This is a genomic window from Labrenzia sp. CP4, from assembly GCF_001579905.1.
In the GTDB taxonomy this organism is placed as follows: domain Bacteria; phylum Pseudomonadota; class Alphaproteobacteria; order Rhizobiales; family Stappiaceae; genus Roseibium; species Roseibium algicola.
Genome location: NZ_CP011927.1, coordinates 152119 through 164222, shown reverse-complemented (window position 1 = coordinate 164222; position 12104 = coordinate 152119). Strand labels below are relative to the sequence as shown.

Genomic DNA, 12104 nt, shown 5'->3' with positions numbered 1-12104 from the left:
GGATTGTTGGACAGGCCTCAGTCGGCCTGAACTTCCTGAACCTTGAGCTCTTCCAGACGCGGCATCGACATGATGTTGTAGCCACTGTCGACAAAGTGCACTTCACCGGTCACGCCACCGGAAAGATCCGACAGGAGATAGAGGCCGGTTCCGCCGATTTCGTCCAGGGAAACGGTCCGGCAGAGCGGAGAATTGCGCTTCTGGAAGTTGAACATCAGGCGGGCATCGGAAACGCCGGATCCTGCAAGGGTCCGAACCGGGCCTGCGGAAATCGCGTTCACGCGGATGTTCTGCTCACCGTAGTCCACCGCCAGGTAACGGACGGAAGATTCCAGAGCAGCCTTGGCAACGCCCATCACGTTGTAGTTCGGCATGACCTTGGTGGAACCGCCATAGGTCAGCGTCACCATGGAACCGCCATTGGTCATCAGAGCGGCAGCTCGCTTGGCGATTTCGGTGAAGGAGAAGCAGGAGATCAGCATGGTGCGGGAGAAATTCTCCCGCGTGGTATCGGCGTATTTCCCGCGTAGTTCCGTCTTGTCGGAAAAGGCGATCGCATGCACCAGGAAGTCGATGCTGCCCCACTCTTCCTTCAACGTGTCGAACACGCTGTCGACCGATGCAATGTCTTCCACGTCGCACGGCACAAGGATCTTGGAACCGACGGAATCCGCCAGCGGCTTGGTACGGCGGCCGAAAGCCTCTCCCTGATAGGTGAAGGCAAGTTCGGCACCGTGATCGGCGAGCGTCTTGGCAATACCCCAGGCAATGGAGTGGTCGTTGGCAACGCCCATGATCAGGCCGCGTTTGCCCTTCATCAGATCAGACATTCAAAACTCCTCAGCCGTGAAAGCGCGACAGCGCGAGCGACGCGTTGGTGCCGCCAAAGCCGAAGCTGTTGGAAAGAACCGTGTCGAGGCCTGCATTGTCCACGCGCTCGGTCACGATCTCGCCCGGCTTCAGGGCCGGATCCAGCTCGTTGATGTTGGCAGACGCGGTCATGAAGTCGTTCTGCAGCATCAGCAGGCAGTAAATGGCTTCCTGAACGCCGGTCGCACCCAGGCTGTGGCCGGTGAGCGACTTGGTCGAAGACACCGGCGGCTGGTTTTCACCGAATACGCGGCGGATCGCTTCGATTTCGCCGATATCGCCGACGGGTGTCGAAGTGCCATGGCTGTTGATGTAGTTGACCTTGCGGTCGCCCAGGGTCGAGGTGGCAAGGCGCATGCAGCGCTCGCCGCCTTCACCGGAAGGCGCCACCATGTCGTAGCCGTCGGAGTTGGCTGCGTAGCCGGTAACCTCGGCATAGATTTTCGCGCCGCGCGCCTTGGCGTGTTCCAGTTCTTCCAGAACCACCACACCGCCACCACCGGCGATCACGAAGCCGTCGCGGGTCGCGTCATAGGCCCGCGATGCGGTCTGAGGGGTGTCGTTGTACTTGGAGGACATGGCGCCCATGGCGTCGAACAGGCAGGACAGGGTCCAGTCGAGTTCCTCACCGCCACCGGCAAACATGACGTCCTGCTTGCCGAACTGGATCTGTTCGGTAGCTGCACCGATGCAATGCGCCGAAGTGGAGCAGGCCGACGTGATGGAATAGTTGATGCCCTTGATCTTGAACGGCGTCGCCAGGCAGGCAGAGTTGGTGGAGCTCATGCCGCGGGTCACCATGAACGGGCCCATGCGCTTGGGCGACCCTTTTTCCAGCACGATCTGGTGTGCCTGGAACAGGTTCTTGGTCGACGGACCACCGGAACCCATGATCAGGCCGGTGCGCGGGTTGGAGATGTCGGTTTCTTCCAGACCGCTGTCGGCAATCGCCTGCTGCATGGAGATGTAGTTATAGGCGGCACCGTCGCCCATGAAGCGCAGCTGGCGCTTGTCGATGAGCGAAGCGATATCGACATTCGGCATGCCGTGTACCTGGCTTCTGAAGCCGTGTTCCGCGTAATCCGGAGCGAAGCTGATGCCGGACTTGCCTTCTCGAAGGCTGGACAGCACTTCTTCGGTGTTTGCTCCGATGGACGACACGATACCCATGCCGGTGACGACAACGCGTCTCATTGCGGTCTCCTATTGTCTTGACTGCACCACAGCTCTCAGGGGGTGTGTCGAGAGCCTGCAGGCACATACATAATATGCAAACCGGCGCCCCCAATGAAAAAGAAGCGCCGGTGCCATCAATTGATCCTGCGAACGGGTGTCAGGTCTTTGCCAGGCCGACGCGCAAATCGGTCGCCTTGTAAATCTGTTCACCGTCCGCCTTCAACCAGCCGTCGGCAATGCCGAGAACCAGGCGACCCTTCATGACCCGCTTGAAGTCGACACCGTATTCCACCAGCTTCACGTCCGGCGTAACCATGCCCTTGAACTTCACTTCACCGGTCGACAGGGCCATGCCCTTGCCTTCAAGGCCCAGCCAGCCAAGGAAGAAACCGGTCAGCTGCCACAGGGCGTCGAGACCAAGGCAGCCCGGCATCACCGGATTTCCCTGGAAATGGCACGGGAAAAACCAGAGATCCGGCTTGATGTCGAACTCGGCGCGAGCGAACCCCTTGTCGAATTCACCGCCGGTTTCGGAAAGTTCCGTGATCCGGTCGAACATCAGCATCGGGGGAAGAGGCAGCTGGGCATTGCCCGGGCCAAACAGCTCGCCGCGGCCGCAGGCGAGAAGTGCTTCATAATCGTAGCTGGAGCGGCGATCGGTCATTCGGGATCCGTGTTTTGTCTCCTGCCAGGGAAATTCCCAAGGCAGGTTCGGTTTGTTTTCGGTTCGTTTGAGGCGCCTTCCTAACACAGGGGAACCATGACCGAAAGATGTCACTTGCGCGAAGTTACTCGGTTTTTTCGGGCGTTTCGCCAAGTTTTGTGCGTATTCGACGTAATCTGCGCATCCGGCTCCGGGACACCGGCTTGCGGCTGTTTGGTCAGCGCTTGCACGAACCTTCCGAACGCGCCGCAGTTGCGCCCTGATTTCCGCTCAGGTTGCCCTTTACGTTTAAAACTTGCATCTTGGGTACAAGAAATGGCAGATATAGGCCAATGTTAGTGAAAACGGCCCGGCGCAACGTTTGCGCGGTATATATTTGCGCCGTTTCAAGAAGCGACCCTGGACCTGGATCGGATCGGAATGACAACACTTGTGGTGCATGAAACCGGCGACAAGAAGAATGTGACCGACATGCTGCGGTCTGCAGGCCTTCGGCCGACGCGCCAGCGTGTCTCGCTTGCAGAAATTCTGTACTCCCGGGGCGATCGCCACATCTCGGCCGAGCTGCTTCATGAAGAGGCGGTCGACGCCGATGTGCCGGTCTCTCTCGCCACGGTCTACAACACGCTGCACCAGTTCACCGAAGCCGGTCTGCTGCGCGAAGTCGCGATCGACGGCAACAAGACCTACTTCGACACCAATGTGTCCGACCACCATCACTTCTTCATCGAAGGCGAAAACCGGGTGATCGACATTCCGGGCGAAGGCGTGGGCATCGGCGCTCTGCCGAAAGCACCCGAAGGCATGGAAATCGTTCGTGTCGACGTGGTCGTACGCGTTCGCGAGAAACGCTGATCGTCACGATTGATTGCGGCGGCCCTCAGGCCAGACCGCTTTCCACATAACGCAATTTCCATTCGTAATAGTCGGAGGTCGTCCCGATCTCCGCCAGATGCCGCTGGCCATCCGGCTCGAAGCCAAGTTTCTTCAGGAGGTTGGCGGAGCGGACGTTCTCCGGATGCGTGATCGCGCACAGCGTGCGCAGCTTCAGTTCCCGGGTAACGAAGTCCAGCACGCTCTGCCCGGCCTCTCGGCCGAACCCCTTTCCGCGGTGGTCTTCCAGAAAGGCAAAACCAAGGTCCGGGTACTTCAGTTCCTTGCGCACCACCAGACCGCACACACCAACCGGTGTCAGCGACGGTTTCAGATCCAGGATCCAAAGCCCGACTCCATGGGCGGCAAAGCGCGCCAGCGTCTTGTTCTTGATGTAGTTGGCCGCGTCTTCCTCGGTCTTGATACCGTGGTCGGCGATAAATCGGATGTAATCCGGCTCATTCATGAGCTGGTGGTAAAAAGCGGCATCATTGCTGGAAGGCAAGCGGAAGCGAAGCCTCTCGCTCACGGGAAATGGTCCAAGCGGGAAACTCACGCAACTGTTTCCTTTTCAATAAGGGCTTTGGTGCGCAGGGCAATATCCGGCACCGCATCAAAAAGTTCTTTCTCCGTGCTTCGGCACAGATCGTAAATCACGCAGCGCCGGCACTCCGGTTTGCGCGCCTTGCAGATGTACCGGCCATGCAGGATCAGCCAGTGGTGGGCATGGAGCGCAAATTCCACCGGCACGACCTTCTCCATGGCTTTTTCCACGTCAAGAGGCGTCTTGCCGGGGGCAATGCCTATGCGGTTGCCCAAGCGAAACAGATGCGTGTCGACGGCAATGGTCGGGTGGCCGAAAAAGATGTTCAGAACCACATTCGCGGTCTTGCGGCCGACACCGGGCAGCGCTTCCAGCGCTTCGCGGTCTTCCGGAACCTCGCCGCCATGGTCGCGGATCAGCTGCTCGGACAACAGGATGACGTTCTTGGCCTTGTTCTTGTAAAGGCCGATCGTCTTTATTTCCTCCCGCACCCGGTCCTCCCCGAGCGCCACCATCTTTTCCGGTGTGTCGGCAATCTGGAACAGGTGTCTTGTTGCCCGGTTCACACCAACGTCGGTTGCCTGGGCCGACAGCACCACGGCAACCAGAAGCGTGAAAGCATTGACATAATCCAGTTCGCCCTTCGGTTCCGGGTTGTCGGCATGGAAGCGCTGGAAGATCGCAAAGGTTTCCGCCTTCGTATAGCGGGACCGTTTCAGCACCTTGCCGGGGTTGTCCACGGAGGGTGCTTTTCTCCGGGTCTGTTTGGATTTTGCGGGCCGGCGTGCTGCCGCAGTCTTGGAAGGGCTCTTTGCTTGCGTCATCTTCTCTCTATAATCATGCCTCATGAGCGAGAACAATCCGAAACCCCTGCAGGATGGCGAATTGCCGGATCAGGACCGGCCGTTTTTCACTGCCGTTCTGACCCCTCACCGGTCTCTGGGGCCAAACGGATTCCTGGTTCTCATGTGCTTCTTCGGCGGTGTCAGTTTCATCGCCGGTATTCTGTTTCTGCGTATCGGCGCCTGGCCGGTTTTCGGGCTCTTCGGACTTGATATCGCGCTGCTCTGGTTTGCCTTTCGGATGAACTACCACTCCGCACGAACTTTCGAGGAAGTGGTCGTCTCGCGGCACGAGATCGCGATCCGCAAGGTTGGTCCGGGCAAGAAATACCAGGAATACCGTTTCAATCCCTTCTGGGTCCGCCTGACGGTGGACCGGATCGAGGACGAAGGGGTCGTCAAGGTGACCCTCCTCAGCCGGGGTGAACAGGTCGATCTCGGCAATTTCCTGAATCCCGATGACAGAACGAGTTTTGCCGGTGCCATGGCCAATGCGTTGTCCGTCGCCAAGTCAGGCGGTGTCTAGGCTCCTTCTTCAATGACTTTGGGCTGCACCTTGAGCGTTGCAAGCAGAACGGCCAGGGCCGCGGTTGCAGAAAGCGCCGCGGTGTAAAGCACGGTTTGAAAGCTGGCCGCACTGGCGATGAAACCCATCGAAATGCTGCCGATCATGCCACCGAGGAACAGGCTGTTCATGTAAACCGCCGTTGCCCGGCCCGGCCGGTCCGGTGCGAAGCTCTGCACGAAGCTGATCGCGACACCGGCAAACAGGCCATAATAAGTCCCTTCCAGTACCGCGATGGCCAGCACCTGCCAGAGTGCGGTCACCTGGGCAAACAGCACCATGCTGACCGCGGCAAGGCACGCTGCCAGCATCAGCACCTGGCGAATGCCGATGCGCTCGGCAAGGCGAACCGAGCCGAAGATGACAAAGACTTCCAGCAGGCATTTGACCGACAGTGCCAGGCCTGGCGTTGCGCCGGGCAGATGTGTTTCCTGCACGAAGAACAGCGGCATCGCCGAGACGAACAGAGAATTGGTGATGACAAAGCCAAGGCAGGTCAGCCCGGCAATCTGAAGACCCCAGTTGATCGGCGCCTTGCCGTTTGTCTTGGAACGCTCTCGTGCTGACCTGAAGTCAGCCGGAACGACAATGTACCAGAGCATCAGGTAGACAATGCCGATTGCAAAGGCGCACAGGAAGGCGGCGGCGAAGCCGAAGGCTGCAACCACCGAAAAGGAGACCGCCGGCCCGATCATCCACGCAAGTGAAACCATCATGCGCAGCCAGGAATTGACCCTGGCAACGTCCATGCCCTCCTGTTCGGCAAAAAGGCGGCCGAAGGTAAAGACGACACCCGCGCCCATGTTGGAAAGGCTCATCAGGGGGGCGATCAGAACGAGCAGCATTGCAAGACTGCTGATCTGGGTCAGCAGTGCAGCGAGTGTGATATAGGCGACAACAGAGACGACCAGCAGGCTCTTGACCGGGAAACGGTTGTCCAGCCGTTCGCCTGCCCATCGATTGACGGCCAGCGTCAGCGGCATCACCAGACCGGAGTAAAGCCCCACCTGCCAGGGTTCGGCGCCCAGCCCTTCCACAATGAAAAAACTCATCAGCGGCACCAGCGCCGAAACGCCGAGGCTGTTGGTGAATTGAAGAAGCAGAATCAGCAATGCCTGTCGGGGCAGTTGCAGGAGGGACAACATGACGATCGCCGGAAAAGTGAAATAAGCAAGAATTACAACCTAACTGGGTTGTATCGCCCCGTCACCGCTTTTTTTGCCGAACGCGCGTCTGCCGATCGCGCAACCGGTTTCGGAAAGTTTCGAAAACCAGACAATCCCGAACGCTATCGTCACTCAAATCAGCGGCACAATTCGAACCTGACAACTAGTCGTCCGGGGTCAATCGCAATGTCTTCAGCCGGTACAGCGCTTCCAGCGCTTCGCGCGGGGTCATGTCATCCGGATTGATTGCCTCGAGAGCGACCGAAACAGGATCGGGTTCCGCAAACCCTGCCGGAGCGCTGGGCGCAGGCGCGGTCAGGCTGGCGAAAAGCGGCAGTTCGTCGATCAGGCTCTCAGCCGGCGAGCGGCGGTCCTGCTCTTCCAGCTGGCTGAGCACCTGCTTGGAGCGTTCGACGACGGATACCGGCAGACCCGCCAGCTTGGCTACCTGAATGCCGTAGGACCGGTCGGCTGCGCCGGGAACTATCTCGTGCAGGAAGATAACGTCGCCTTTCCATTCCTTCACCGAGACGGTGGCATTTGAAAGCCGGGCCAGCTTGGCGGAAAGGGCAGTCAGTTCGTGGTAGTGGGTCGCAAACAGGGCACGGGACCTGTTGACCTCATGAAGATGTTCGATCGTCGCCCAGGCAATGGACAGGCCGTCGAACGTCGCAGTGCCACGGCCGATCTCGTCCAGGATCACGAGTGAGCGGTCGCCAGCCTGATTGAGAATTGCAGCGGTCTCGACCATCTCCACCATGAAGGTGGATCGGCCACGCGCAAGATCGTCTGCCGCGCCGACGCGGGAGAACAACCTGTCGACCACGCCGATATGGGCTGCTGCTGCCGGCACATATCCGCCCATTTGGGCCATCACGGCAATCAGTGCGTTCTGGCGCAGGAAAGTCGATTTACCGGCCATGTTCGGACCGGTAATCAGCCAGATATGGCCGATATCCTCGTCCGCTTCCGGACCGAGATTGGCATCATTGGCAACAAAACTGTCACCGCCGGATTTCTTCAGCGCCTTTTCGACCACCGGATGACGTCCACCCTTGATGTCGAAGGCGCGGCTGTCATCGACGACGGGCCGGACATAGCTTTCTTCCTGGGCAAGTTTCGCAAGCGCCGCCGAAACATCCAGAATGCTGAGGCCGTGGGCGGCGGCCTTGATTGCTTCCCCTGCGTCGATGATCGCCTTGGCAAGCCGGTCGAAGATTTCCAGCTCGATGGCAAGCGAGCGTTCGCCGGCACTGGCGATCTTCGATTCCAGATCCGCAAGCTCCGTGGTGGTGAAGCGCATGGCGCCGGCCATGGTCTGGCGGTGGATGAACCGGCCGGGATCTCCGGTCAGCTTTTCCGTCTGCGCGGAAGGCGCCTCGATGAACCAGCCGAGCACATTGTTGTGCTTGATCTTCAGCGACCTCAGGCCGAGTTCTTCCGAATAGTCTGCCTGAAGCTTCGCGATGACCTTTCGGCTTTCGTCGCGCAGGGAGCGCAGTTCGTCCAGATCGGCGTTGTAACCGGTGGCGATGAAACCGCCGTCGCGTTTCAGAAGTGGCGGCTCTTCTTTCAGTGCCATCGTCAATTCGCTGCCGAGATCGTGCGGGGCCTGTTCCAGACTGGCGCGCGCAGCAGCGATTTCCGCCGGAATCGTTCCCGCCGTCGCACTGGTCTGGTCGAGCACTGCCCGCGCGGCCTCAAGCCCCTGGGCAACCGACAGGATATCGCGCGGCCCGCCGCGGTTGAGCGCAATCCGCGACAGGGCCCGGGCCATGTCCGGGGCGCCTTTCAGTATCTGGCGCAGGCCTTCGCGCATGATTTCGTTTTCAAGAAAGAAGGCAACGCCGTCGAGCCTGTGCTGGATCGCATCGACATTGACCAGCGGTCCGGCCAGGCGGCTGGCGAGCAGGCGTGAGCCGCCGCCTGTCACTGTCCGGTCGATTGTCGCCAGCAGCGAGCCCTGCTTTTCGCCCGAAAGCGTGCGGGACAGCTCGAGATTGGCCCGGGTTGCCGGATCGATCAGCATGCGCCCGGCGCCGGCCTCGCGCACGGGCGGATCCAGTGGAGGGCGTTCGCCGAGCTGGGTCTTCTCGATGTAGGCAAGAATGCCGGCGGCGGCGGAAAGCTCCGCCCGGCTGAAGGTGCCGAAGCCGTCGAGGGTCTTCACACCAAAGTAATGCGCAAGCCGGTCCGTGGCGGTGGAACTGTCGAAAAAGGCACGTGGCACCGGTGACAGCGCACCGCCCGCCTGTTCGGCTGTCAGGCGCAACTCGCTTTCCTGCAGCAGATTGTCCGACAGGATCAGTTCGCGCGGGGAAACCTGGGCAAGGTCGGCGGCAAGGCGCTGATGATCGGTTTCCGACACCTGGAAGGAGCCGGTGGACATGTCGATCCAGGCAAGGCCATAGACCGCGCTGCCGTCCAGCGAGCCGCCCTTCAACCGGGTCAGCGCCATCAGGTAGTTGTTGGCACCGGCATCCAGCAGGCGTTCTTCCGTCAGCGTTCCGGGGGTGACGAGACGCACGACATCGCGCCGGACGACGGATTTGGAGCCGCGTTTCTTGGCCTCGGCCGGATCTTCCGTCTGTTCGCAGACCGATACCCGGTGCCCCTTGGCAATCAGCTTGTTGAGATAGTCGTCGGCTGCATGCACCGGCACGCCGCACATCGGTATGTCGGCACCCTGGTGCTTGCCACGCTTGGTCAGCGTGATGCCGAGCGCGGCGGAGGCAACCTCGGCGTCTTCAAAAAACAGTTCGTAGAAATCGCCCATCCGGTAGAACAGAAGGCTGTCCGGATTGGCAGCCTTGATCTCCAGGAACTGGGCCATCATTGGCGTGACCTTGCTGTCCGCCGGGGTGATTTCTTGCGCGCTCTGTCCACTCATGCCTGATACCTAGCAAACTGAGCGGACCATTCCACCAAGGGCCTATTCCATCTTGGCTTGAGGCTTCATTTTCCAGGGGATAAGGTCGGGCTCCCGCCCCGTAAAGAGAGCGCGCAAGAGGAAACGCCCAAACCATGTCCGCCGACAAGAAACCGACCAAGACCAATGTCAGCTTCACCGACCAGGAAGCGCTGCAATTCCACCAGGAAGGCCGCCCCGGGAAGCTGGAAATTGCGCCCACCAAACCGATGGCGACCCAGCGCGACCTGTCGCTGGCCTATTCGCCCGGCGTGGCGGTGCCGGTGCGGTCGATCGCGGAAGACCCCAGCCGTGCCTACGACTACACCACCAAGGGCAACATGGTTGCGGTGATTTCCAACGGCACGGCCATTCTGGGCCTCGGCAATCTGGGCGCGCTTGCCTCAAAGCCGGTGATGGAAGGCAAGTCTGTCCTGTTCAAGCGCTTTGCCGACGTCGATTCCATCGATCTGGAAGTCGATACCGAAGAGGTCGATGAATTCATCAATGCGGTCCGCTATCTCGGTCCTTCCTTCGGCGGGATCAACCTGGAGGACATCAAGGCGCCGGACTGTTTCATCATCGAACAGCGTCTGCGCGAACTGATGAACATTCCCGTCTTCCATGACGACCAGCATGGCACGGCCATCATCGCGGCGGCGGGTCTCATCAACGCCCTTCACCTGACCGGTCGCGACATGAAGGACACGAAGGTGGTCTGCAATGGCGCGGGCGCGGCCGGCATTGCCTGCATCGAACTCGTGAAGGCAATGGGCATTCCGAACGAGAACGTCACTTTGTGCGACACCAAGGGTGTCATCTACAAGGGCCGCGAAGAGGGCATGAACCAATGGAAGTCCGCCCATGCGGTCGAAACCAAGGCACGTTCGCTCTATGACGCCCTCAAGGGCGCTGACGTTTTCTTCGGCGTTTCTGCAAAGGGCGCGTTGACGCCCGACATGCTGCGGGTCATGGCACCGAACCCGATCATTTTCGCCATGGCCAACCCGGACCCGGAAATCACGCCGGAAGAGGCGGCGGAAGTGCGCGACGATGCAATTGTCGCAACCGGGCGTTCGGACTATCCGAACCAGGTCAACAATGTGCTCGGCTTTCCCTATATTTTCCGCGGCGCGCTTGATGTTCAGGCCACCACGATCAACGACGCCATGAAAGTTGCCTGCGCTCACGCACTGGCGGAACTGGCGCGTGAGGAAGTGCCGGACGAAGTTGCGGCGGCCTATCGGGGCAATCGGCCGAAGTTCGGTCCGGAATACATCATTCCGGTGCCCTTCGATCCGCGCCTGATCCACACCATTCCGCCCGCGGTCGCCCAGGCTGCGATGGAGTCCGGCGTCGCCCGCAAGCCGATTGTCGATATGGAGGCCTACAAGCACCAGCTCTCCGCCCGCCGCGATCCTGTCGCCGGCACCTTGCAGCGGATCTTCTCCAAGGTGCGCCAGCAGCCCAAGCGGGTCGTCTTCGCCGAGGGCGAGGAAGAACCGGTCATCCGCGCAGCGACAAGCTTCGTGTCGCAGGGCCTGGGTGAGGCCATCCTGATCGGCCGCGAGGACGAGATCAAATCCATGGCCGAACGCGCCGGCATCGACATCGACCGGCCGGGCATTTCCATCCAGAACGCACGGCTTTCCAACCGCAACAGCGACTACGCGCAGTATCTCTACGGCCGCCTGCAGCGCCGGGGCTACCTGCTGCGCGACTGCCAGCGCATGGTCAACAACGACCGCAATTACTGGGGTGCGATCATGGTCGCACGCGGCGACGCCGATGCCATGGTAACCGGTCTGACGCGGAACTACTCCGTCGCCCTCGATACGGTGAAGGCCACCATCGATCCGAAGCCCGGTCACCGGGTCATCGGCGTGTCGCTGGCACTCGCCCGCGGCCGTACCGTATTGATCGCCGATACGGCGGTGATCGACATGCCGACATCGGAAGAGCTGGCGGACATCGCCGAGGAAGCGGCGCATGTCGCACGCAAGTTCGGCTACGAGCCGCGTGTTGCCATGCTGGCCTATTCCACCTTCGGCCATCCGAAGGGCGAACGCTCGGAAAAGGTCATCGAGGCGGTCAAGATCCTCGAACGCCGCCGGGTCGATTTCGAATTCGACGGAGAAATGGCCGCCGACATCGCGCTCAACATGGACCGAATGGCGGCCTATCCGTTCTGCCGCCTGTCGGGTCCAGCCAATGTTCTGGTCATGCCGGCGTTCCACTCGGCATCCATCTCCACCAAGATGTTGCAGGAACTGGGCGGCGCCACGGTCATCGGCCCGCTGCTCGTCGGCTTCGACAAGTCGATTCAGATTGTTCCCCTTGGCGCCAAGGACAGCGACATCGTCAACATGGCCGCCATCGCGGCGTTCAATGTGACGTGAGGTGGTTGATTATTCCGCTGAATTAGGGGCACCCCGATCCCGGGTCGCGCTTTGCTTGCCCGGGATGACAACTGAAAGGTTTTTAGCAGACCTATCT

Annotated in this window: 10 protein-coding genes; 3 read left to right on the top strand and 7 right to left on the bottom strand. The window is 60.3% G+C overall.

Features of this window, described 5'->3' with window-relative positions; translation table 11 throughout:
- Positions 1-17: 17 nt before the first annotated feature.
- The 3 genes from fabI to fabA all read right to left on the bottom strand — a co-directional run bounded on the left by fabI (position 18) and on the right by fabA (position 2710).
- Entirely contained in the window at positions 18-830 is an 813-nt protein-coding gene (gene fabI, locus ACP90_RS00770; protein ID WP_023002452.1) for an enoyl-ACP reductase FabI, read from the bottom strand.
- A 10-nt stretch (positions 831-840) separates the two neighbouring features.
- A complete protein-coding gene (gene fabB / locus ACP90_RS00765) occupies positions 841-2064 on the bottom strand; it encodes a beta-ketoacyl-ACP synthase I (protein WP_031269976.1) in 1224 nt (407 codons plus the stop codon).
- Between the two features lie 139 nt (positions 2065-2203).
- Complete coding sequence (gene fabA / locus ACP90_RS00760; protein ID WP_023002450.1) at positions 2204-2710, bottom strand: 3-hydroxyacyl-[acyl-carrier-protein] dehydratase FabA; 507 nt, start codon at positions 2708-2710, stop codon at positions 2204-2206.
- A 420-nt stretch (positions 2711-3130) separates the two neighbouring features.
- On the opposite strand from fabA, the gene irrA reads away from it, so the two are divergent.
- Positions 3131-3565 (top strand): iron response transcriptional regulator IrrA, encoded by a 435-nt coding sequence (gene irrA, locus ACP90_RS00755; RefSeq protein ID WP_023002449.1) that lies wholly within the window; start codon positions 3131-3133, stop codon positions 3563-3565.
- Between the two features lie 25 nt (positions 3566-3590).
- On the opposite strand, the gene ACP90_RS00750 is transcribed toward irrA, so the two are convergent.
- A complete protein-coding gene (locus ACP90_RS00750) occupies positions 3591-4112 on the bottom strand; it encodes a GNAT family N-acetyltransferase (protein ID WP_158514150.1) in 522 nt (173 codons plus the stop codon).
- 23 nt (positions 4113-4135) lie between these two features.
- Positions 4136-4951, bottom strand: a complete 816-nt coding sequence (gene nth, locus ACP90_RS00745; protein WP_023002447.1) for an endonuclease III — start codon at positions 4949-4951, stop codon at positions 4136-4138.
- 22 nt (positions 4952-4973) lie between these two features.
- Between nth and ACP90_RS00740 the strand changes: the two genes are divergently transcribed.
- Positions 4974-5495, top strand: a complete 522-nt coding sequence (locus tag ACP90_RS00740) for a DUF2244 domain-containing protein (RefSeq protein ID WP_062485991.1) — start codon at positions 4974-4976, stop codon at positions 5493-5495.
- Here ACP90_RS00740 and ACP90_RS00735 read toward each other — a convergent pair.
- On the bottom strand, positions 5492-6679 hold the full coding sequence (locus ACP90_RS00735; RefSeq protein WP_062485988.1) for an MFS transporter: 1188 nt from the start codon (positions 6677-6679) through the stop codon (positions 5492-5494). The genes ACP90_RS00740 and ACP90_RS00735 overlap by 4 nt on opposite strands.
- Positions 6680-6863: 184 nt before the next feature.
- A complete protein-coding gene (gene mutS / locus ACP90_RS00730) occupies positions 6864-9590 on the bottom strand; it encodes a DNA mismatch repair protein MutS (RefSeq protein WP_062485985.1) in 2727 nt (908 codons plus the stop codon).
- Positions 9591-9724: 134 nt separating this feature from the next.
- Here mutS and ACP90_RS00725 point away from each other — a divergent pair, with 134 nt between their 5' ends.
- Positions 9725-12007, top strand: a complete 2283-nt coding sequence (locus tag ACP90_RS00725; protein ID WP_023002443.1) for an NADP-dependent malic enzyme — start codon at positions 9725-9727, stop codon at positions 12005-12007.
- Positions 12008-12104: the final 97 nt, after the last annotated feature.